This window comes from Streptomyces sp. NPDC002018, assembly GCF_042890865.1.
Classification (GTDB): Bacteria; Actinomycetota; Actinomycetes; order Streptomycetales; family Streptomycetaceae; genus Streptomyces.
This window is the reverse complement of sequence record NZ_JBIASO010000007.1, coordinates 120,673-140,621: the sequence shown is the minus strand read 5'-3', so window position 1 is coordinate 140,621 and position 19,949 is coordinate 120,673. Positions and strand designations below refer to the sequence as shown.

General features: G+C 69.9%; 21 protein-coding genes. 13 read left to right on the top strand and 8 right to left on the bottom strand.

The genetic code is table 11. The annotated features are described in order from the left end of the window. Positions 1 to 133 precede the first annotated feature (133 nt). Positions 134 to 925: an MBL fold metallo-hydrolase gene (locus ACFYYH_RS13680; protein ID WP_388549936.1), complete on the bottom strand. Its 792-nt coding sequence runs from the start codon at positions 923 to 925 to the stop codon at positions 134 to 136. A 186-nt stretch (positions 926 to 1,111) separates the two neighbouring features. Here ACFYYH_RS13680 and ACFYYH_RS13675 point away from each other — a divergent pair, with 186 nt between their 5' ends. Together ACFYYH_RS13675 and ACFYYH_RS13670 are read left to right on the top strand one after the other, a co-directional pair. Beyond that, the gene (locus ACFYYH_RS13675; protein WP_388549933.1) at positions 1,112 to 2,377 is read left to right on the top strand and encodes a glycosyltransferase family 4 protein; all 1,266 of its coding nucleotides are present in this window, start codon (positions 1,112 to 1,114) and stop codon (positions 2,375 to 2,377) included. Beyond that, on the top strand, positions 2,374 to 3,423 hold the full coding sequence (locus ACFYYH_RS13670) for a hypothetical protein (RefSeq protein ID WP_388549931.1): 1,050 nt from the start codon (positions 2,374 to 2,376) through the stop codon (positions 3,421 to 3,423). Before ACFYYH_RS13675 ends, ACFYYH_RS13670 begins: the two co-directional genes overlap by 4 nt. A 300-nt stretch (positions 3,424 to 3,723) precedes the next feature. On the opposite strand, the gene ACFYYH_RS13665 is transcribed toward ACFYYH_RS13670, so the two are convergent. After that, positions 3,724 to 4,437 (bottom strand): type III effector protein, encoded by a 714-nt coding sequence (locus tag ACFYYH_RS13665; protein WP_388549928.1) that lies wholly within the window; start codon positions 4,435 to 4,437, stop codon positions 3,724 to 3,726. 128 nt (positions 4,438 to 4,565) lie between these two features. On the opposite strand from ACFYYH_RS13665, the gene ACFYYH_RS13660 reads away from it, so the two are divergent. Together ACFYYH_RS13660 and ACFYYH_RS13655 are read left to right on the top strand one after the other, a co-directional pair. Beyond that, positions 4,566 to 5,000, top strand: a complete 435-nt coding sequence (locus ACFYYH_RS13660; RefSeq protein WP_388549925.1) for an Hsp20/alpha crystallin family protein — start codon at positions 4,566 to 4,568, stop codon at positions 4,998 to 5,000. A 330-nt stretch (positions 5,001 to 5,330) separates the two neighbouring features. After that, positions 5,331 to 5,765, top strand: a complete 435-nt coding sequence (locus tag ACFYYH_RS13655) for a DUF2267 domain-containing protein (RefSeq protein WP_388549922.1) — start codon at positions 5,331 to 5,333, stop codon at positions 5,763 to 5,765. An 86-nt stretch (positions 5,766 to 5,851) separates the two neighbouring features. Here the strand turns inward: ACFYYH_RS13655 and ACFYYH_RS13650 are convergent, their stop codons facing one another. The 3 genes from ACFYYH_RS13650 to ACFYYH_RS13640 form a co-directional block, all read right to left on the bottom strand. Continuing rightward, a complete protein-coding gene (locus ACFYYH_RS13650; protein WP_388549919.1) occupies positions 5,852 to 6,511 on the bottom strand; it encodes an MFS transporter in 660 nt (219 codons plus the stop codon). 186 nt (positions 6,512 to 6,697) lie between these two features. Continuing rightward, positions 6,698 to 7,429, bottom strand: coding sequence for an SDR family NAD(P)-dependent oxidoreductase (locus tag ACFYYH_RS13645; RefSeq protein ID WP_388549917.1), 732 nt, complete (start codon positions 7,427 to 7,429; stop codon positions 6,698 to 6,700). A gap of 435 nt (positions 7,430 to 7,864) precedes the next feature. Beyond that, positions 7,865 to 8,488: a TetR/AcrR family transcriptional regulator gene (locus ACFYYH_RS13640; protein ID WP_388549914.1), complete on the bottom strand. Its 624-nt coding sequence runs from the start codon at positions 8,486 to 8,488 to the stop codon at positions 7,865 to 7,867. 311 nt (positions 8,489 to 8,799) lie between these two features. On the opposite strand from ACFYYH_RS13640, the gene ACFYYH_RS13635 reads away from it, so the two are divergent. The 4 genes from ACFYYH_RS13635 to ACFYYH_RS13620 all read left to right on the top strand — a co-directional run bounded on the left by ACFYYH_RS13635 (position 8,800) and on the right by ACFYYH_RS13620 (position 11,714). Next, complete coding sequence (locus ACFYYH_RS13635) at positions 8,800 to 9,195, top strand: nuclear transport factor 2 family protein (protein WP_388549911.1); 396 nt, start codon at positions 8,800 to 8,802, stop codon at positions 9,193 to 9,195. Beyond that, entirely contained in the window at positions 9,192 to 9,920 is a 729-nt protein-coding gene (locus ACFYYH_RS13630) for an SDR family oxidoreductase (protein ID WP_388549908.1), read from the top strand. Before ACFYYH_RS13635 ends, ACFYYH_RS13630 begins: the two co-directional genes overlap by 4 nt. Positions 9,921 to 10,041: 121 nt before the next feature. Next, positions 10,042 to 10,878 carry a helix-turn-helix transcriptional regulator gene (locus ACFYYH_RS13625; RefSeq protein ID WP_388549905.1) on the top strand — a complete coding sequence of 279 codons (837 nt, stop codon included), beginning with the start codon at positions 10,042 to 10,044 and terminating at the stop codon, positions 10,876 to 10,878. 146 nt (positions 10,879 to 11,024) lie between these two features. Beyond that, positions 11,025 to 11,714 carry an alpha/beta fold hydrolase gene (locus ACFYYH_RS13620; protein ID WP_388549902.1) on the top strand — a complete coding sequence of 230 codons (690 nt, stop codon included), beginning with the start codon at positions 11,025 to 11,027 and terminating at the stop codon, positions 11,712 to 11,714. A gap of 36 nt (positions 11,715 to 11,750) precedes the next feature. On the opposite strand, the gene ACFYYH_RS13615 is transcribed toward ACFYYH_RS13620, so the two are convergent. Then, on the bottom strand, positions 11,751 to 11,993 hold the full coding sequence (locus tag ACFYYH_RS13615; protein WP_388549899.1) for a hypothetical protein: 243 nt from the start codon (positions 11,991 to 11,993) through the stop codon (positions 11,751 to 11,753). Positions 11,994 to 12,871: 878 nt separating this feature from the next. On the opposite strand from ACFYYH_RS13615, the gene ACFYYH_RS13610 reads away from it, so the two are divergent. Then, complete coding sequence (locus ACFYYH_RS13610; protein WP_388549897.1) at positions 12,872 to 13,210, top strand: MerR family transcriptional regulator; 339 nt, start codon at positions 12,872 to 12,874, stop codon at positions 13,208 to 13,210. Between the two features lie 301 nt (positions 13,211 to 13,511). Here the strand turns inward: ACFYYH_RS13610 and ACFYYH_RS13605 are convergent, their stop codons facing one another. Next, positions 13,512 to 14,726: an alpha/beta hydrolase family protein gene (locus ACFYYH_RS13605; protein WP_388549894.1), complete on the bottom strand. Its 1,215-nt coding sequence runs from the start codon at positions 14,724 to 14,726 to the stop codon at positions 13,512 to 13,514. Between the two features lie 122 nt (positions 14,727 to 14,848). Between ACFYYH_RS13605 and ACFYYH_RS13600 the strand changes: the two genes are divergently transcribed. From ACFYYH_RS13600 to ACFYYH_RS13590, 3 genes are all read left to right on the top strand, one after another. Beyond that, positions 14,849 to 15,454 (top strand): TetR-like C-terminal domain-containing protein, encoded by a 606-nt coding sequence (locus ACFYYH_RS13600; RefSeq protein WP_388549891.1) that lies wholly within the window; start codon positions 14,849 to 14,851, stop codon positions 15,452 to 15,454. A gap of 532 nt (positions 15,455 to 15,986) precedes the next feature. Further along, complete coding sequence (locus ACFYYH_RS13595) at positions 15,987 to 16,427, top strand: MarR family winged helix-turn-helix transcriptional regulator (protein WP_388549888.1); 441 nt, start codon at positions 15,987 to 15,989, stop codon at positions 16,425 to 16,427. Positions 16,428 to 16,499: 72 nt separating this feature from the next. Next, positions 16,500 to 17,363, top strand: a complete 864-nt coding sequence (locus ACFYYH_RS13590; RefSeq protein ID WP_388549885.1) for an SDR family NAD(P)-dependent oxidoreductase — start codon at positions 16,500 to 16,502, stop codon at positions 17,361 to 17,363. A 608-nt stretch (positions 17,364 to 17,971) separates the two neighbouring features. On the opposite strand, the gene ACFYYH_RS13585 is transcribed toward ACFYYH_RS13590, so the two are convergent. Next, a complete protein-coding gene (locus ACFYYH_RS13585; RefSeq protein ID WP_388549882.1) occupies positions 17,972 to 18,673 on the bottom strand; it encodes a TetR/AcrR family transcriptional regulator in 702 nt (233 codons plus the stop codon). Between the two features lie 96 nt (positions 18,674 to 18,769). Between ACFYYH_RS13585 and ACFYYH_RS13580 the strand changes: the two genes are divergently transcribed. Further along, positions 18,770 to 19,699 (top strand): zinc-binding dehydrogenase, encoded by a 930-nt coding sequence (locus tag ACFYYH_RS13580; RefSeq protein ID WP_388549880.1) that lies wholly within the window; start codon positions 18,770 to 18,772, stop codon positions 19,697 to 19,699. The last annotated feature ends 250 nt before the right edge of the window (positions 19,700 to 19,949 follow it).

The following is a 19,949-nucleotide window of genomic DNA, read 5'->3' as shown; positions in this document are numbered from 1 at the left end:
GGGCGCGTAGGGGACAGAACGACACGGCCTATCTTGGCGCGCCGACCCGACGACCGCCCCGGCATAAGTCCCCCGCACGCACGCCCTGTTGCCGTCGCCGAGTCGAAGGTGGCTCGGCGGGGCGCGTGGGGTGTCACAGAGTGGCCGATTCGCCGGGTGCGAGGACGAGCAGTGTGTCCAGTCCCTGGCGGGCGAACGCGGCGCGCAGGTCGTCGGGGCCTTCGGTGAAGTGCTGCCAGCCCTCGGCGTGCACGGGAACCACGGTGCGGGCCCGAAGGAGCCGGGCGGCTTCGGCGGCCTGCTCGGCGGTCAGCGTCAGGTAGCCGTCGACCAGGGGGGTACGGGCCGCGCCCGCGAACAGGACCGCGACATCGACCGGTGCGAACCGGTCCGCGACCTGCTTCACCACGTCGAGGGAGGCGTTGTCGCCGCTGACGTACACCGTCGGGGCGTCGTCCGCCGTGAGCACGAACCCGGTGACGGGTCCCGTGATGTGGTCGGTGCCGTCCGGGCCGTGCTGCGCCGGTACCGCGGTCACCCGCACGCCGCGCCCGCCGGGGGCGTCCAGGTCCGCGTGCTGCCAGACCGGCATCCCCGAGGCGGTACCTCCCAGCCGTTCGGCGCCCACGGGCGTGGTCAGGGTGAGCGGCACATGGGCCAGCAGTGCGCGGCCCGCCCGGTCGAGATTGTCGGCGTGATGGTCGTGCGAGAGGAGTACCGCGTCCACTGCACCGATCTCCTCCACCGGGACGGCGGGCCCGGCCGTCTTCACGAGGGTGCGGTTCCCGCTGGCGATCGGACCGGGGGCGTCGAAGGCGGGGTCGGTGAGCAGCCGCAGACCCAGGTACTCGATCATCGCGGTCGGTCCCCCGATGAGCCGCATGCCGATGCCGTCGCCGGCAGGGCTCCGGTTCGGTATGTCCATAGGACTCATTGTGTGCACCAGGACTCATTGTGTGCACCGCGCCCACCCCCGCGCCTCGCGACGCAGGGACGACGGGCGCGGGGGGACCGTCGGACACGGGGGGCCGTCGGACACGGGAACGACGCGGTTGCCTCACAACCGCATAACGAGTGCAACGTCCAGGTGAACAACTGTGTCCGTAGCTGCATGAAGATTTCTTTCCTCATTCACAACGCCTATGGGATAGGGGGGACCATCACCACGACGTACAACTTGGCCGGTGCGCTGGCCGAGCGGCATGAGGTGGAAATCGTCTCGGTATTCCGGCACCGCGAGAGCCCCAACCTGACTCCGGACCCGCGAATACGGCTGCGTCCGCTCATGGATATGCGACAGGAGAAGAAACACCCGCTGCATCTGAACCCGGCGAAGGTGTTCCCCTCGTACGAGTACCGCTACGGGCAGTACAGCGAGCTCACCGATCAGCGGATCGGGGAGTTCCTGGGGGCCACGGACGCCGATGTCGTGGTGGGCACGCGGCCGGGCCTCAATGTGCACATCGCCCTCCAGGCCCCGGCCCGGACGGTACGGGTGGGCCAGGAACACCTCACCCTGGACAACCACCCGCCGAGACTGCGCCGCGTACTGCGCCGGGTCTATCCGCGCCTGGACGCCCTGACCACCGTCACCCACGCCGACGCCGCCGCGTACCGCAAGAAGATGCGGCTGCCGGGCGTCCGTGTGGAAGCGCTGCCCAACAGTGTCCCCGACCCGTCGCTCCCGCCCTCGGACGGCACCGCCCCCGTCGTGGTGGCAGCGGGCCGGCTGGTCCCCGTGAAGCGGTACGACCTGCTCATAGAGGCGTTCGCGGCCGTGGTGGCCGAGCGTCCCGACTGGCAGTTACGCGTCTACGGCAAGGGCGAGGAACACGACCGGCTGAGACGGCTCATCGAGGAACTCGGCCTGTACGACAACGTTTTCCTGATGGGCGCCGCGACGCCGATGGAGGCGGAGTGGGCCAAGGGCTCGATCGCCGCCGCGACATCGAACTTCGAACCCTTCGGCATGACGATCGTCGAGGCGATGCGCTGCGGTCTCCCGGTGGTCAGCACCGACTGCCCGCACGGCCCGGCCGAGATCATCGCGGACGGCGCGGACGGCAGGCTGGTGCCCGTCGGCGACCGCGAGGCCCTTTCGGCCGCCCTCCTCGACCTCGTACGCGACGACGACAAGCGCCGCCGGATGGGGCGCACGGCACTGAAGAACTCCGAGCGGTACGCCCCCGGGCCGGTCGTGGCACAGGCCGAGGAACTGTTCGACGCGCTGACGTCGGCGAGGGCGGCCGGACGGCCGGCCGCCGCGCGCACCACCGGCATCGACCGCGCCTTGGTGACCGGCGGCTACGCGGCCCGCGACGCCGCCTACTCGGCGGCCAGCACCCTCCTCAAGACCGTACGGAAGGCGAAGCGATGAGCCCGGACCGCGACGCAAGCGTCAGCGAAGGAAGCGTCCGCGACGGAAACGCGCGCGAGGAGAACGCGCCGGGCGAGAGCACCGAGGACAAGAGCGCCGAGGACAAGAGCGCCGAGGACCGGAGCGCCCAGGACGGGAGCGCCGAGGGCCGGAGTGCCAAGGACGGGAGTCCACGTGAGGAAGGCGGATCCCCCACCGAGGGACCGCGCCCTCGCGCCGACTGCACGGTGGACGGGGAGAACCGGATCGTCATACGGCTGACCGCCCCGGCCGCCCCGGCCACGGCGACAGCCTCCGCCCCGGCTGCGGCCTTCCGGCCCCGACTGCTGCTGCGCCTGCGCCCGCCGAAGGGGCGGCCCGAAGAGGTCAGGCGCGTGTTCGACCTGGAACCGGCGCCCGGCCAGGACCGCTGGCAGGCGACCATCGACCCGGCGCCCGCCTTCGCGGAGGGCCGGTGGGACGCCTACGTCCTTCCCGCGCCCGGCGAACCGCGCCGGCGGCTCCTGTCCGGCGTCCGTGACCTGCGGGCCCTGCTGACGGATCGCGCTCCCGACCGGACTGCCTCGCCCCTGGCGGTCCGCATCCCGTACGCCACCCTGGACGGCTACTTCGCCGTACGCGCCTGGCTGCATCCCACGCACGCGGAAGTGGACCGTATCCGGGTCGCCGACGGCGGGATGACGGTACGGGGCCGGCTCTTCGGCGCCGGACTGGACACCGGAGCGGCGGCACTGCTGCGCCGCCGGGGGAAGGGCGGCACCGTACGGGAGGCGGAGCTGACCGCCGAGGGCGAGCACGCCTTCTCCTTCGTCGTCGGCTACCGGGACCTGCTGGGCGCGCCGGGCGGCAGCGCGGGCCCGGCGGTGTGGGACGTGTTCGTACGCCCCTCCGCGGACGCACCTCGGGTCCGGGTGGCCCGGCTCCTGGACGATCTCGCGGACCGCAAGAAGGTCTTCGTGTATCCGGCCACGGCACTCGACGGCCTGCATGCGCGCCCCTACTACACGGTCGACAACGACCTGTCGCTGGAGATCACGGCAGGCTGACCGGGGCCACCGGGGCCACCGGGGCCACCGGGGCTGCGGGGGACTGCTGGCCGGTCCGGGGCCCGGCGCCCCGGGGCCCGTGAGACTCCCGGGCGCCGGGCGCCCGCACACAGTGGTGACCGCCCTGTGCGGCGGCCCCGGCCGCCGGGCCGGGCCGGGGGGGGGGGGGCGGGGGCCCCCCCCGGGCCCGCCCCCCCCCCCCCCCCCCCGGGCCCCGGGGCGGGGGGGGGGGGGGGGGGGGGGGGGCGGGCCCGGGGGGGGCCCCCGCCCCCCCCCCCCCGGCCCGTGGACCGTGTCCCTTTATCGCGGTGGCGTGGGCGGCTGCCGCGTGTCGGTGTCGGTGTCGGTGCCGGCGGTGGTGGGGAGGTGGTGGTCGCCGTTGTTCTGTCGGAGCCGGCCGGTGTGCCGGCCGATCGTGGCGACGCGGGCGGCGAGATCCGTGTGGTGGGCCGGCAGATGGATGTAGGTGTCGGTCAGCGGTCCGACGAGGTTGGCGGGATCGTTGTCGGCGAGGGCTTCGGCGAGTCTGGCGAGGGGGCCGTCGGCGGCGGTGGGGAGGTCGGTGAGCGCGATGATCTGGCCGGCGATCTGGCGCAGATCGGCGGCGTTGTCGCGGGCCCAGGCGGTGATGCTGCGGTCGGCGGCGCGGCGGCCGCGGGTCGCCTGGACACGCTGTTCGCCGGTGGTGCCGGGGGTTCCGGGGCGTACGCGCAGGTAGCGGCGCTCGGCGGCCTGACGGCTGGCGACGCCGAGGGACGGCGCGAGCTCGGCCCAACTGGCGCCGGCCGCACGGGCTGTCTCGATCAGCCCCGGCTCCCATCCGGCGAGCTGCTCACGCAGTTCTCGCAGCAGGAGCAGGGCGGCCAGGGCCTGTTCCGAGCTGGCTTGCCCGGGTTGGGCACGCTCTCCGGCCGGGGGGCTCTGCGCGGTGCTCACCGCCTCTCTGATCGTGCTCAACGCCGCCGCGGCGGCGAAGAAGGACGTGGGGTCGTTGGGCTGGTCGGCTGCGGTCATGGACGTCCTCCCCTGGATGTCACCCTTCTGACGACATCGCGCTTGTCATCGTTTGGATGACATGCTACAACGGTGTCAGGTGAAGCGCATTGGCAGTTACTGCCCGAACCTTCTGGAGGTGTTTCGCGATGTTGATGCGCACCGACCCGTTCCGCGAGCTCGACCGCATCGCCCAGCAGTTGACCGGAGCCACGGGCACGTGGTCCAGGCCCTCGGCGATGCCGATGGACGCGTACCGCGAGGGCGAGGAGTATGTGATCGCCTTCGATCTGCCCGGTGTCGCGAAGGAAGCGATCGATATCGACGTCGAGCGGAACATGCTGACCGTCAAGGCCGAGCGCCGTCCGGTCGCCAAGGCTGATGACGTGCAGATGGAACTCTCCGAGCGGCCCCTGGGCGTCTTCTCCCGGCAGCTGGTCCTGGCCGACACCCTGGACACCGAGCGCATCAGTGCCGACTACGACGCCGGGGTGCTGACCCTGCGGATTCCGATCGCCGAGCGAGCCAAGCCCCGCAAGATCGCCATCGGCGGGACGTCCGGGCACCGGCAGATCAGCGGCTGAGCACGCAGTCCCGACTCACCCGTGCCGACGGCGCAGGACGGGAACGGTTTCCCTTCCGGTCCCGTCCTGCGTACGTCGTACCACGTCAGCACGAGGGGGCACCCGAGGGGCCGGTGGTGGCCGTGCGACGGGGACACCTGGCACCCCAGGAATGGGGACACCTGGTACCCCAAGAGAAGTCACCCGTCCCCCCGGCAGGTCACCCGGCCCGGCCTTCGGCAGCAGGCTCAGCAGGGCAGGCCGGGGTCCCCGCCCCCGTTTCCTGTCCGTCCACGAGTTCCATGTCCGCCCACGAGAGGCCTCAGGCCGAGAAAGGCAACCGTTCCTCCGATGCTGTCCCTGCCCCAGCCCGCCCCGGTCGCACCGGGCATGACGTTCGACCAGATGCTGGAACGGATCCGTTACGACGGCGCGTATCCCACCCGTGAACGAGCCGAGGACGTCACGCGCTCCGTCCTGGCCGCCCTCGGCCGCCAGCTCACCGGCGAGGAACGAGTCGACCTCGCCGCCTGTCTCCCCGCCGAGGCGGCCCTCGCCCTCACCTCCCAGATCCCCGACACCGAACCACTCACCGGCTGGGGCTTCGTCAAAGACCTCGCTGCCCGCACGGGCCGCACCCCCGCCACGACACGCTGGGACACCGGGGCCGTCCTCGCCACCGTCGCCCACCTCGCAGGGCCCGGACTGCTCGACCGCATCCTCGCTCAGCTCCCCACCGGCTACGCACTCCTCTTCGGCCGGGCCGAACTCACCCAGGCCGCCTGAGGTCCCGAGCGGATACGAGGCCGGCTGCTGCCGCGTGAGGCATGGCTCATATGACGCGTGGCCCAGGCGGACGCTGAACGCGCCTGTCAGTCCAGCAGGCCGCTGAGGCTGACATAGAGGCGGACATGGTCGCCCGGGTCGTCGACCGTGCCGTACTGATTCGACACCTCCTGGACTCCGATGCAGAGGTCGCGCCGGTCCAGCAGCCAGCCGTTGGGGCGGCAGGTCTCGTGGGGGCGGTTGAGTTTCCGAAGGATCTCATCGCGGGAAAGCCCCGTCGTACTGCCGATTTTCAGCAAGTGGGCGCAGCTCGACGAACCGCAGTGGCCGCCCCGCGAGAGCACCGTGAGGCCGGCCGGCAGCGGAGGAATGTCACGGGAGGAGGGCATCGACGCCTCGGTCTGCAACAGGGCATAGAGCAGACAACCGCAGACGGTGAATGCCAGATGGAGCCGCAGGAGGCCGACGGCCCAGTTCCATCGGCGACTCCCTTCCGCGGTCCCGGGCGCTTCGCGATCACGCTCCAGCTTTCTCCCGAAGGCGATGAGCAGCGCCGCGAAGACGGCGTATAAGGCGTGGGCTTCGGCCTTGTACGCGAACACCCGGCCATGCTGCACGGCGATCAGCAGACAGGCGCAGACCAGCAACGCGGCACCGACGGCGGAGCCGACTCCCGGGGTCCGCGCCATCTTCCCCCACGCGATCAGGGGTACGGCGGCGAAGAGCAGGCCCAGAACGCCCCCCATACGGTGCACCTCCAGCAAAGGACGACAGGAACACCGCAGGGGACGTCGCACCGCCGCCGTCCGGTTCCCCCGTATGAGCGGTTTGACGTGCCGTCCGACAGGCGGAGCCGCGCGGGCCCGTCGGGAGTCGCTCCGCCCGTGTCCTGCTCGCGCCACCTGTTGGGACACCGATCACCGGCGTGGACGTCAGATGGCGGTGGCACCGCCGTCCACCGCGAGGATGGAGCCGGTGACGTAGCTGGAGCGGGGGGAAGCGAGGAAGAGGATGGCCTCGGCGATCTCGGTGGGTTCGGCGGTACGGCGCAGGGGGAGGCCCTTGCCGAGTTCGGCCACACCGTCGCCCCATTCGACCAGCACGCCTTCCGTGATGGTCGGGCCGGGGGCCACGCTGTTGACGCGGACACCGCTCGGGCCGAACTCGGCCGCCCAGGTGCGGGTGAAGGAGGCGAGCGCGGCTTTGGTGGCGCTGTAGCCGGAGGCTCCGGGCACGCCCATGGAGGCGGCCATGGTGGTGACGTTGACGATGCTGCCGGCGCCCTTGGCGAGCATCGCCGGTGCCAGGGAAGCGGTGAGGAAGAACGTGCCGCGCACATTGGTGTCGAACATCTGCTGGAACGCGGCGACGCTCTGCTCCACGGTCGTGGCGACCGGGAACGCCGCGGCGTTGTTGACCAGGATGTCGACCGGGCCCGCCTGCTCGGCCAGCGCGCCGACCGCTTCCAGGTCGCCCAGGTCGGCGGCGACGAAGCGCACCGAGCCGGGGCCGTCCCCGATCTCGGCGACGGCGGCGGCGCCACGCTCGGCGTTGCGGCCCGAGATGACCACAGTGGCTCCCTCGCGGACGAACAGCCGGGCGGCCTCCAGGCCGATTCCCGCCGTCCCGCCGGTGATGAGTGCGACCTGATCCTTCAGTTCCATGGTGTGACTTCCTTCGGGTAGTCGAGGCCCGCCAAGCCGCCTGCCGCACGCCGTGCGGCAGGCGGCCGTACGCGGCGGCTGCCGGTCGCACAGTCCTCGCGAGGCATGACCTCGCGGACGCTTCGTCAGCGGTTCTGGGCCGCTGACCTGCGCCTTACGGGGTCATGAGCGATGGCCGCCTCATGTTTTAGAGTGCTCACTCTATAGTGTGGCGGCGGGGTATCCCTGTCAAACGCGCCCCTCCTGACGTCGTATCCCGCGCCGTGTGCCACCCGTATCCCGCGCCGTATCCCGCCCCCATCCCGCGCCGGGTCCACGGCTGGCGAGGCACGCAAAAAGCAAAAGCGGTCCAGCGTTGTGGCTGGACCGCTCGCGGGCGGGGAGGGTGCGTCGGTGGTGGTTTCGAAGGCGGTCAGGTGGCGACGGGCCGGTGCATCACGCGGTGGCGTGGCAGCGGATACGGTCGATCATCGCGTTGAGGACGGCTTCCAGAGCGACGGTGTCGCGGCGGGCCTGCGTCATCAGCAGACCGCCCTGCAACGCGGTGAGCAGCGCCAGGGCCAGATAGTCGGGGTCGGCGTCCTCACGCAGTTCCCCCCGGCCCCGCATGGCCACGAGACCGTCACGGATCGCGCCCTCCCACTGGCTGTAGCCGGCCACGATCTCCGCACGGGCCTGCGGGTCGTGGTCGGACAGTTCGGCGGACAGGGATCCGATCGGGCAGCCGCCCTGGCAGTCGCCGGCGCGCTGGACCTCGATGATGGCGTCCCGCCAGGCTTCCAGCGCCTCGAAGGTGTCCAGCCGGCTCAGCAGCGGGCGCTGAAAGTCGAGGACATACGCGGTCTGATGGGTGATGACGGCCTGGACGAGCGACCGCTTGTCACCGAAGTAGTGGTAGAGCTGCGAAGGGCTGGTGACCCCGGCGGCCTTCACCACGTCCTCGGTGGTGGTGCCCGCGACGCCCCGCTCGAACATCAGCTTCGCCGCGGCCGCCACGATACGGCTGCGTGTGGCCTGCCCCTTGCGGGTCAGCCGCTGCGGAGCGGCGCTGCTTTCCATCGCGTTACCTTCCCAACGATTCCGGAGCCGGGTTTCGCGGCCGGAACGACTCCCGGGTCGCGCCGAGCATCGCTTTCACCCCCGCATGCTAGCAAATTCTAGACTAATCACTCTATACGCAGATCTCCGGCAGTCTCCACGCTCGACCTGCCCCACGGGCACATGACGGACCGCGCACACCACCTGCGGCGACGCACCGGCCGGCCCGGTGCGGGCACACGCACTCCACGCAGGCGTGTGCTGGGTGGGTGCGCCGCACCCAGGCTCATACACCCTTCTCCGCCGTCCTCGTACGGCGAAGACTGGACGTCATGCAGAGAGAGACCATCGCTCCCGAGATCGCCCGGGAAGCGGTCGACGCGTGGGTGGAGCGTTACGTACACGCCTGGCGGACGAACGATCCCGCCGACATCGCCGCGCTGTTCGCCGAGGACGCGGAGTACCACGAGACCCCCTATACGACGCGCTGGGTCGGCCGCGACGAGATCGTGACCGGCTGGCGCGACCGCTGGGAGTGGCAGCAGGGCGGCTGGAGCTTCGAGTGGGAGATCCGTTCCGTCGAGGGTGCCACCGCTGTCGTCCACGGAGTGGGGCATTACACACGGCTCGGCGATTTCGACAACCTCTGGACGCTCGCCTTCGACAAGGCCGGCCGGTGCACTCGATTCCACATGGTGAACACGGAAAAGGAAGACACGACCACGTGACCGACTCCAAGATCGTCCTTATCACCGGTGCCAGCAGCGGCATCGGCGAGGCCACCGCGAGGCGTCTGGCCGCCGACGGCCACACCGTTGTCGTCGGAGCCCGCCGCGCCGACCGGCTGGCCGTCCTCGCGGAGCAGATCCACGTCACCGGCGGAACGGTGGCATTCACCGAGCTCGACGTCACCGACCTGGCCAGTGTCCGGCGATTCGCACGGCTCGCGCTCGACCGCTTCGGCCGCATCGACGTTCTGGTGAACAACGCGGGGATCATGCCGAACTCCCACCTCGCCGAGCTCCGCGTGGAGGACTGGAACCGCATGATCGACGTGAACCTGCGCGGTGTGCTCCATGGCATCGCCGCGGTCCTGCCGGCCATGGAAGAGCAGCGGGCGGGCCACATCGTGAACATCGCGTCCGTCTCCGGCCACCAGGTCGATCCCACCTCGGCGGTGTACTCGGCGACCAAGCACGCGGTCCTCGCGATCAGCGAGGGCCTGCGCCAGGAGAGCACCCGGTTCCGGGTGACGGTGATCAGCCCCGGCCTCACGGCCAGCGAGCTCACCGATCACATCCCCGGTGCGGACACGCGCGCCTATATGAAGGGCCTCACGGACGACAACGGCATTCCGGCCTCCGCCGTCGCCGACGGTGTCGCCTACGCGATCGCGCAGCCCCCCGAGGTCGACGTCAACGAGATCATCATCCGTCCGGCCGCCTTCGCCTGACCTCGTGGGGCCCCACGCGCGGGGGAAGCCCCGCGCGTGGAGGCCCTTTGGTACCCCCCGCCCGTGGCCGGAGGGACCGCACATCCGTACCTGTTCCCCGACCCGAGGTAGCGTGAGAACCATGCCCGCGCACGAGAACCCGCTCGGAGAGTTCCTCCGCGCCCAGCGAGCGCGCGTCTCGCCCCGCGATGTCGGACTGCCCGACATCGGCAGCCGCCGCGTCAAGGGCCTGCGCCGCGAGGAGGTCGCCGTACTCGCGGGCGTCAGCGCCGACTACTACGCACGCCTCGAACAGGGACGTGAACGCTCCCCCTCCGCCCAGGTGATCGACGCGACCTGTACGGCGCTGCGGCTGAGCCCCGATGCCCGCGCCCACGCCTACCGCCTCGCCCGGCTCGCCCCGTCGACGAGGGCCACCGGTGAGACGATCAGCCCCGAACTGGTCCAGTTGATGGACGGCTTCGCCCATGGCGCCGCCTACGTCGTCAACCCGGCTTTCCGTGTGCTCGCCACCAACGCCACCGCCGTCGCGCTCATCGGGCCCGAACAACTCGACGCGGGCGCCATGCCCTATCTGTTCCTGAACCCCGCGGCCCGCGCGTACTTCGTGGAGTGGGAGGTGGTCGCCCGCGCCGCCGTCAGCGCCCTCCGTCTCGCCGCCGGCTACACCCCTGCGCACCCCGAGGTGGGACCGCTCGTCGAACGCCTGCGCCGCGAGAGCCCGTCCTTCGCCGCCCTGTGGGACGACCACGAGGTCACCGGCCTCACCATCACCTACAAGGTGATCGACCACCCCGATGTCGGGCGGATCAGTCTCTCATACCAGACCCTCGACGTCCGCGACGCCCCTGGCCAGCAGCTCATCGTCGCCACCGCGCCGCCGGGCTCGCCCAGCGCCGACGCTCTCGCCCTGCTCGGGTCCATCGATGCCACCCGCCGGGGTCAAGCCGTCGACTGAGCAGGTGAGCAGGCGCCGCCTGCTCATGATCTTCGAGTCCGACAACCTCGGCACACAACCTCGGCACACCCGATAACCTTGATCGGCAGATCGCGTTTGTGATGTCCAGTCGGTCGCTCGATCCGACGGTGGAGGATCCCGTTCCCATGGCGACGTACGTATTGATCCATGCCGCGGCGGTTGACGCGTGGTACTGGGGGCCGCTGTCCGCCGAGTTGCGCGACCGCGGACACGAGGTGGTCGCACCGGACCTGCCGTGTGATGACGCGTCGGCCGGACTCGCGGAGTACACCGACACGGTGGTCCGGGCGATCGGCGGACACACCGGTCTTGTTGTCGTCGCCCACTCGATGGGAGGTTTCACCGGCCCCCTGGTGTGCGAGCGGGTGTCGGCGGATCTGCTCGTGATGCTCCAGGCCCAGGTCCCGGCACCGGGGGAGTCACCGGGGCAGTGGTGGGACAACACCGGTTACGGGCCGGCGCGGCAGGAGGCCGACCGTCGTAGGGGTGTCGCAGAGGGCACGGAGGAGGACGTACTCTCCCTCGTGCTGCACGACACTCCGGTCGACCTGGCCGCCGCGTTCGTGGCGGAGCATCAGCGGAACCAGGCACCGACCCCCTTCGGGGAGCCGTGGCCGCTGGACGCCTGGCCGGACGTACCGACCAGGTTCCTGATGTCGTCCGACGACCGGTTCTTCCCCCCTGAGTTCATGCGTGGGATGGTCGCCGAGCGCCTTGGTCTCCGGCCGGACGAGATGCCCGGCGATCACTGCCCCATGCTCGGCCACCCGAAGGAACTGGCCGATCGCCTGGAGGCGTACCGCGCCGACCTGTGACGGGCCGATCGCGGCACGCGGCGGGCGCGGGTCCGCTCACTCGACCGGGTTCTGCCGGTGGTTGGCGGCGTCGGGATCGTCCGCGGGGGTGGGCAGCTCGCGGTGGCCCTCGGAGTGGTGGTTGACCCAGCCGCACACGCCGCAGCTGTAGCGGCCGTCCAACCCGGCGATCTGGGTGCCGCAGCGCCGGCACTCCGCGTAGGTGATCTGCGGGCCGCCGTCAGACGCCGGGGTGGGCACCGGTTCGACCTCCAGGGGCCGTCCGCTCGACGCGCTCATGGCCGGAGACTACCGCCGTACAGGCAGCGGCAACCCCTGTCCTCCATCCGCACTGCGCGGAGCAGGACCAGGACCCGTCGGGCGCCTGGGAGGCGGACGCCCCGCAGGACGGACAGTTCATACGCCATCAACTCCCCTCTCATCAAAGGGACGTGGCAACGCCCCGGCCGGTTTCCCGAACGGATCGCTGATTCTCGCCCGGAGACGCGGGTGTGAAGGCCGGTCTCTCGTACGTCAACGAACGCGGCGCGTGTCCGTCACGGATCCCTCCGGCCTGGCACCGGGGGATACGCGGTCCGCGCTCACGTGCCGGAGGTCCGGAACGCGGAGTCGGACCGATGGACAACAGAACCCCGCTCTTCCTCCTCATAGAAAATCTGTCACGGCGGCGGTAGACATCCGCGCTTACCGGGGTTAGTGTCTTCCATGTAGCCAAGGAGTCCATGAGGTGCGGCAGAGACGAACTGCCGCACATGCGGGACCGAAGCAGGATGTGGCACGGCGGTGGAGTGGTGGGGCCGGAAGGATCTCGGGGTCCCCTCGCTGACCGCCGGGCCGGGCGGCTGATGGAGGCCGTCGGCAGTACGCAGGACACGCAGGAGCAAGCAGTTCGACCAGCAGGAAGGAAGAAGGAGGCAGACGCCATCAGGATCGCCCGGGTGAGGACGTAACAGCCCGGGTACCGCAGGCCCCGGAACGGAAGGTGGTCCCACGGTCACGCATCCGCGATCCCCGCACTCGCTCCCGTCCCCCGGGCGACAGTGCGGAAAGAGAAGCCCGGCACCGCAGTAAGCCGGCAGATGGTGTTCAAATCCCTCGGGGCCCTGGTGCTGTACGGCATCAGGGCCCCTCGACGCGTTCCCCGATCAGAGGTGCACATGACCGCAGAAAACTCGTTCGGCCGTCTCGACGATGACGATTACCCCGCCTACACCATGGGAAGGGCCGCAGAAATAATTGGCACCACACCCGCCTTCCTGCGCGCCCTCGGCGAAGCCCGTCTCATCACCCCGCTGCGCTCCGAGGGCGGACACCGCCGCTACTCCCGCTACCAGTTGAAGATCGCCGCCCGCGCCCGCGAACTCGTCGACCAGGGAACCCCGGTCGAGGCGGCCTGCCGTATCGTCATCCTTGAGGACCAGCTCGAAGAAGCCCGGCGCATCAACGAAGAACTGCGCCACCAGGCCACCCCGCCCCGCCGCACAGCCGACGCCTGACACCGTCGCGACGTCCCCTCCTGTGCAGTCACCGGAGGGTGAGCCGTCTCGGTTTCATCTCCCGTCCCGTCCTGCCCCAGCCGTCGCTCCTGCCGCTGTCCTCACCCCGTCCGGAGCGGTTACCGCGGTGACCGCGGCAGCACCGCTCGCAACCCGGCCTGCTCGCTCGCAATCCGGTCCGCTCGCTCGGAACCCGGCCGGCGGATGCGGGGCCCGGCCTGGCCCCCGCCGGCCCCCGGCGCATGCGACCGGGCCCGGCCGCCCCGTCCGCGCCGGCGGGCTCGGCCCGGCTCGCCGGCGGTCAGGCGGTGGCCGCGAGGGTGGAGTCCAGCCAGTCGAACATGACCTGGTGTGCCCGGCCCATCGCGCCCATATGGCAGTGCTCGTCGGCCCCCTCGGCCTCGGTCAGGGTGACAAGGGTGGCGGAGGCGTTGGTGAGGGCCTTCTCGACCAGGTGCGGCTGGCCCTTGAGGAACTGGTCGTTCTCGGCGTCCATGATCAGTGTGGGGGCGGTGATCCGGTCGGCGATGCCGTCGAGGGTGTACGCCCTGGTCTTGCGGACCAGGTCGGCGAAGGACGCGGCCCCCATCGCCCAGACGCCGTTGCGCAGCGCCCAGCGCACCTGGGTGCCGGTGCCGGTGCCGGACAGCATCGTCAGCACCGGAACCGCGACGTCGTCGCGCTCCTCGTCGATCCACCGCTCCAGCGCGGGCGGGAGCATCCGGTCGAAGGCGGCGTGGAAGTCATGGACGCCGTCGTCGAGGATGAGCGCGGCGACGCGGTGCTCGAACGCCGCGCTGCGGGCGACCAGATAGCCGCCCAGGCTGTAGCCGAACAGGACGATCCCGTCGCCGGCGATCTCGGGACGGCTCACGGCGTAGTCGACGACCGGAGTGGTCACCGCCTCCCAGTCGGGGCGGAAGACCAGCTTCTGCTCCCGCAGCACGGCGCCCTGCCCCGGCCCGTCGAAGGCCAGCACGTGGTAGCCACGGCGCAGCGCGGCGGCCCCGACGGCGAAGTAGGACTCCTCCAGAGTCGAGTCGTAGCCGCTGGTGTACACGACGGTCGGGCGCGGCGTGCCGGATCCGTCGACCAGATAGAGGTAGCCGGGCAGGGTGGTGTCCTCATAGGGAATGTCCACCGCTTCCACCGGCATGTCGAACAGCCCGGCCGCGGTGGCGAAGGCGTCCCGTGAACGGGTGGACAGCAGGGTCACCTCAGGGTCGGCGGCGGGGTTCTCGCGCAGGAAGAACTCGGCCGTACGGTAGTAGTTCGACGCCCGGAGCAACGCTTCCCGTGCGCTCACACGGTGGCCGTCTGCCAGCGCCCGCTCTCCGATGCCCCGGACCCGTTCGGCCGTCGCCTTCCAGGACCGGTGCCAGCTTTCCTCGTCGCCCTCCGTGATGTTCCGCGCGGTGGCGATGATCTCGCCGAGGTCGGCGCCGCCGTAGTTGGCGAACCCCGCCGTGCGCAGCGTCTCGAACGAGAAGGACTCGTTGTCGAAAAGGAACTTCACCGGACACATCCCCTTGCTATCCGAGTGCTACACGAGACGGACCCGTTCCGCCTCGCCTGAGCCCGACGGTACTCCGGGGGTATGCGAGACGCAACCGTTCCGTCTCGTGTACGGTCGGAGGCATGACCAGCAGACCTGCACCTGCCGGGAAACGGCCTCCGGGGGGACCCGTCCTCCAGCAGGACGTGACACGTGCCCTGGAAACCGCCTTCTTCGAAGAGCTCGCCTCCGTCGGATACGGCAAGCTGTCGATAGAGGCCGTCGCACGACGGGCCGGCGCCGGCAAGGCCGCCGTCTACCGCCGCTGGCCCTCGAAGCAGGCCATGACCGTCGAGCTCGCCTCGCAGGCCGCCCTCAAGGCCGTGCGCGCCCCCGACATGGGAAGCCTGCACGCGGACATCGCCCAGTTCATCCGCGAGACCATGACCGCTCTGAGCCATCCGCTGGTCTCCCGTATCGCTCCCGACCTGCTGGCCGAGACCGCGCGGAACGAAGAGCTGGCCGATGCCCTGCTCTCAGGTATCCGCACCCCCCGGCGTGAGAATGCCGCCCTCGTCCTCCACCGGGCGATCGAGCGCGGGGAACTGCCCGCCGACACCGACATCGAACTCGGCCTGGACTTCCTGGTCAGCCCGGCGTACTGGCGACTGGCCGTGATCAGGACCCCGGTGGACGACGGCTATGTCGAGCGCCTGACCGTCAAGATCATCGCCGCGATGAAGGCCTGAGAAAGCCCGCCGGGCCTCCGCCGCGCCGCGCTCTCGGCGAAGCCCTCGCCAAGGCCCCGGTCAGGCGCGGGGCCGGGCGGCGGAGGGCCGGATCTGGAGCAGCCATTCCTCCGAGCCTCCTCCACGCCGTCGTTGTAGAGCTCCTGCCCGGTCAGGGCGGCCGCCTCGGCCCGGGCGCGACAGTGGACGCGTACGTGACAGGGGCCGGGCGGCAGGCCAAGCGCGTCCCCGACAGGTCCCCCGTCCCAGGTACGCACGCCCAGGACACCGGAACCGGTCACGATATCCGCGTCTTCGATCACGTCCCACGGTGTGTCTTCCACGTCCCACGGTGTGTCTTCGCCGGGTGGTTCCTCGTTCCAGGCTTCGACGCGCACGGCGGGGCAGAAGCCGTTTCCCGCCGTCGGGAGCGGCGCGGGTGAGGTCGCGTTCCGAGATGCCGAGGGCGGCGAGGGCCTCACCGCGCCGGGTGCTGTTCCGCCCGCCTGAGCGGGGGTTGACATCACCATGATGCATATACAACGCTGTAGGTGTGAGTACCTCTTCCATAGACGAGATTGTTGGCGACTGCCTGGCGGTGCGCGTCCGGCTGATCGGTCGGGCTCTCACGAGCCTCTACGACGGTGCCCTCGATGGTCATGGTGTGACCATTGCCCAGGTCAACCTTTTGGCCGCTCTGGGCAAGGTCGGTCCGTGCGCGCCATCAAAGCTCGGTGAGGTGCTGCAACTGGAGAGGTCCACGGTCAGTCGGAATTTGAATCTGCTATTGACCCACGGTTGGATAGAGGTCTTGTCGTCTGATGCGAAAGGAATGCGGGAGGTTGCGCTTACCCGTGTCGGCCAGGCCAAAATCGAGTCCGTGATGCCCGAATGGCGGCAGGCCCAGCGGAAGGCCGCGGAGCTTCTTGGGGTGACGGGCGTGAACGCGGTGCAGAGTATTGCGAACGGTATGGGGTATGCGCCAGGTGCCTAGGTGGACAGACGTTGACTCAAACGCATCACAATAGGCACATGTTGCATATACATCAGGAGGAGGGAGAAGGCTATGAAAGCTTTGTTCGCGAACAAAGTGGTATTGGTCACGGGCGCCTCGCGAGGGATTGGCAGAGCTGTCGCGCTCGCGTTTGCCCGAGAAGGAGCACAGCTGGTTCTCGCTGCTCGCTCGGTCGACCGACTCGCCCAGGTGGAGGAAGAGGTTCGCGATCTGGGTTCAGAAGTGCTGTCGGTGCCGACCGACGTGACCTCCCATGGTGCTGTGGCAGCCCTGGTAGACGCTGCGATGCACCGATTCGGAAGAATCGACGTGCTGGTGAACAACGCAGGGATCGGGAAGGTGGGCGCTATTGAATCGGCGGGGTTCGAAGACGACGTCCGTCAAACACTGCAGGCGAGTCTTTTCGGGATGATTAACGTAACGCAACGCGTACTCCCGGCATTTCGGCAACAGGGGTCGGGCGCGATCGTCAATATGTCGTCCGTAATGGGGCGCAAAGCTTTTTCCCGATTCGGATCCTATGCGATCGTGATGCACGCGGTCTCCGCATTCTCGGACAGTCTTCGCCAGGAGGTGGTCGGCGGAAATATCCGGGTCTCGGTGATCCATCCAGCGCTCACCGCCACCGACCTGTTGAGGGAGGCGGAGGAAGATGAGATGCCTCCCCCGTTCCGACATATGACTCCGCTGTCATCGGAAGATGTCGCGCGAGCCGTGGTGGCTGCGGTCCGGCGTGGGAAGCGACGTGTCGTGCTGCCACGAACGGCTAATATGCTGCTGCTCGGCGAGGCTTTGTCACCTCACATCGGCGACTCGATCGCCACCGCTCTCACGCTGCGGCCCATCGCCAGATTGCTCGGAATGAGCCGCGGGAAGACGTACCACGAAACGATCTTGAGTCACCCAACTCGCTGATAAAGCAGCCTTGGTGAAATCCGTGTACGTAATGCATTGGTGCTCCGGCTGCAGATCGAGATCTGCATGCTTCAGTGGCTTGCCGCTGATAGCGACCGGCTAGGGTCTTTCGTTTGGATCAGGCTGGATGAGGGAGCGGGGTCCGGTGCCGTGGATCGCAAGGCGGAGGAGGGAGCCCACGCGGAGCGTCGGCTCCCTCCTCCGCCGTCAACGCCGCGAGGCGCGGGACCAAGGCACGCGAGCCCAGCACGATCCGAACGAGAGGCCCCTAGGGGATCGGGCCTGGTGTCGGCGTCGCCAGCCGGACCAACTGAGCCGGTGGTCGCGAAACGACCTGCGATCCGGGTCATCAGGCCAATGCATCCTGCCACCGGGCCGGGTCTGCGCTGTGCTGCGGCCACCGCTTGATCGTTCGTTGCCTTCACAAACCACGATGAGCACCGGTGCCCGCAACCATCTCGTCCCTGGTTCGCATGGCGGGACCGCGCGGCGACGGCAGGGATGCTAGGCCATCCAGCAGTACAGGTCGTGCTCCCGAGAGTCTCCCAGGGGGCTGCGGGGCTGCGGGGCTGTGCGGCGAGGTGGCGCGTGGGAAGAGACCTGACCGGCTACGCGGAAGCCCCGTCGTCGGCGAGGGTGAGGAGTGTGAGGCTGCCGGGGAGAGCCGCGACGGCCTCGCGGAAACGGGTGGCGAGAGCCTCGGGGTCCGGACTCCCCGGCGTGAACCGTCCGTCCTGGGTGGGTGTGCCGGCTTCCCAGCCGGCGAGGGCGTAGCGGAACGCGGCGATCATCATGTCCACGGCAAGTCGGGGTCGAGGATCGTCCGGGCCGTCCGCGGCGAGCCGTCGGTCCAGGATCTCCATCGCGGCCCCTGTGGTGCGTTCGCAAAAGTGGAGGCTGTGCGCGTTCACCGCCGGGTTCCGCTCGGTCAGCCGGTAGCTGAGCAGAATGCGGCGGGCCCACTCCTCGTCGCCGAGGCGTTCCAGTGCCGTCAGTACGGCGTCCCGCATCAGTTCCAGAACGGGCTGGCCCACGGGCGCGTCGGCCGCCAACTCCTCAAGGAACGTCTCCCAGAAGTCCTGGAACGGCGTCATCGCGACGTCTTCCTTGCTGGCGAAGTTCCGGAAGAACGTGCGCTTGGACACCTCGACCCGGTCGCAGAGCTCGTCCAGGGTCACGCTGTCGAATCCACGCCGCGTGAACTGGTCGAGAGCAGTGTCGATCAGGAGCTGACGCGTCCGGTGCTTCTTGCGCTCCCGCAGTGAAACCCCTGGCGGAGTGACCGTGCCGTCGGCGGTGGAGAACGTCATGAAGAGAGTGTAGCGCGGGGGCAAATGTCACTTGCATCTTTATGCCACTCGGTGGCATAACTGGGTTGTCGCCTCCCTCCGGAAAGGCCTGACCTCATGCGTGCTCTGCTGATCGACCACTCCGAAGCCTCCGGCCTCCGTCTCGGTGAGGCCCCCGATCCCGAACCCGCTCCGCATCAGGCGCTGATTCGGGTCACCGCCGCCTCGCTGAACTCCGGCGAGGTCAGATACGCGCTCTCGCAGGCGCCCGACGGCGCCGTGCCGGGCTGGGACGCCGCCGGAGTGGTGGAACGCGCGGCGGCGGACGGCAGCGGACCCGGCGTGGGAACCCCCGTCGTCAGCCTGGGGGCGGCGGGTGCCTGGGCGGAGCTGCGGGCGGCCGACACGGCCGCGCTAGGCATCGTCCCTCCGGGCGCCGACCCCGGCGCGATCAGCACCATTCCCGTCGCGGCGGGCAGCGCCCTGCGCGCGCTGCACCGGATCGGGCCGCTGCTGGGCAAACGCGTCCTGGTCACCGGAGCGACCGGCGGCGTGGGGCGCTATGCCGTGCAACTGGCCCGCCTCGGCGGCGCCTATGTGCTCGCGTCCGTCTCGGACCCGCAGACGCAGGGTGACGGACTACGCGCACTGGGGGCGCACGAGGTGCTCGCCGGGCCGGACCGGATCACGGCGCCCGTGCACGGCGTTGTCGACGTCGTGGGCGGTCCGCAGCTTGTCGAGGCCTTCGGGAAGCTGGCGGCGCACGGCACTCTGGTCTCTGTCGGCCACGTGGCAGGGCGGCCCGAGTCATTCCCGCCGGGCGCCTTCAACGGGGACGGCGGCAGGCACAACCGCTCCATCGTCACCTTCTTCCTGGCGGACTGCCCCGACCTGGCCATGGACCTCACCTGGCTGGCGCAGCAGGTCGCGGCCGGAGTCCTCGACCCGCAGATCTCCTGGCGCGACGGCTGGGACAAGGCCGGCGAAGCGGTGAGTGCGCTGGTGGAACGCCGCCTGCACGGCAAAGCCGTTCTGGACATCACATGAACGTCCGACGGCGGCGGCGACGGCGACGTTGATGGCGCCGACAACGTTGACGGCGACGGGGGCAACGTCGACGGCGGGGGCGCTGCGCGCGGGGGAGACGAACCGGCACCGGCAGGCCCGTTCAGAGTGAGGTCGGCCTGCTCGACGCCGCTTTCCGGTCAGCATGAGAACGGCGAGAACGGACCCGAGACCGGAACCTGGAACCGGGCCCCAACAGCGGAGCCTGGCAACGGAGACCCCGACAACGGAT

Coding starts and splice junctions, on each gene's coding strand:
- ACFYYH_RS13615 (WP_388549899.1), bottom strand. CDS start 11,993: ATGAGCGCGTCGAGCGGACGGCCCCTGGAGGTCGAACCGGTGCCCACC.
- ACFYYH_RS13625 (WP_388549905.1), top strand. CDS start 10,042: ATGCCCGCGCACGAGAACCCGCTCGGAGAGTTCCTCCGCGCCCAGCGA.
- ACFYYH_RS13645 (WP_388549917.1), bottom strand. CDS start 7,429: ATGGAACTGAAGGATCAGGTCGCACTCATCACCGGCGGGACGGCGGGA.
- ACFYYH_RS13620 (WP_388549902.1), top strand. CDS start 11,025: ATGGCGACGTACGTATTGATCCATGCCGCGGCGGTTGACGCGTGGTAC.
- ACFYYH_RS13655 (WP_388549922.1), top strand. CDS start 5,331: ATGCTGTCCCTGCCCCAGCCCGCCCCGGTCGCACCGGGCATGACGTTC.
- ACFYYH_RS13600 (WP_388549891.1), top strand. CDS start 14,849: ATGACCAGCAGACCTGCACCTGCCGGGAAACGGCCTCCGGGGGGACCC.
- ACFYYH_RS13660 (WP_388549925.1), top strand. CDS start 4,566: ATGTTGATGCGCACCGACCCGTTCCGCGAGCTCGACCGCATCGCCCAG.
- ACFYYH_RS13610 (WP_388549897.1), top strand. CDS start 12,872: ATGACCGCAGAAAACTCGTTCGGCCGTCTCGACGATGACGATTACCCC.
- ACFYYH_RS13590 (WP_388549885.1), top strand. CDS start 16,500: ATGAAAGCTTTGTTCGCGAACAAAGTGGTATTGGTCACGGGCGCCTCG.
- ACFYYH_RS13635 (WP_388549911.1), top strand. CDS start 8,800: ATGCAGAGAGAGACCATCGCTCCCGAGATCGCCCGGGAAGCGGTCGAC.
- ACFYYH_RS13675 (WP_388549933.1), top strand. CDS start 1,112: ATGAAGATTTCTTTCCTCATTCACAACGCCTATGGGATAGGGGGGACC.
- ACFYYH_RS13580 (WP_388549880.1), top strand. CDS start 18,770: ATGCGTGCTCTGCTGATCGACCACTCCGAAGCCTCCGGCCTCCGTCTC.
- ACFYYH_RS13650 (WP_388549919.1), bottom strand. CDS start 6,511: ATGGGGGGCGTTCTGGGCCTGCTCTTCGCCGCCGTACCCCTGATCGCG.
- ACFYYH_RS13670 (WP_388549931.1), top strand. CDS start 2,374: ATGAGCCCGGACCGCGACGCAAGCGTCAGCGAAGGAAGCGTCCGCGAC.
- ACFYYH_RS13665 (WP_388549928.1), bottom strand. CDS start 4,437: ATGACCGCAGCCGACCAGCCCAACGACCCCACGTCCTTCTTCGCCGCC.
- ACFYYH_RS13585 (WP_388549882.1), bottom strand. CDS start 18,673: ATGACGTTCTCCACCGCCGACGGCACGGTCACTCCGCCAGGGGTTTCA.
- ACFYYH_RS13680 (WP_388549936.1), bottom strand. CDS start 925: ATGGACATACCGAACCGGAGCCCTGCCGGCGACGGCATCGGCATGCGG.
- ACFYYH_RS13640 (WP_388549914.1), bottom strand. CDS start 8,488: ATGGAAAGCAGCGCCGCTCCGCAGCGGCTGACCCGCAAGGGGCAGGCC.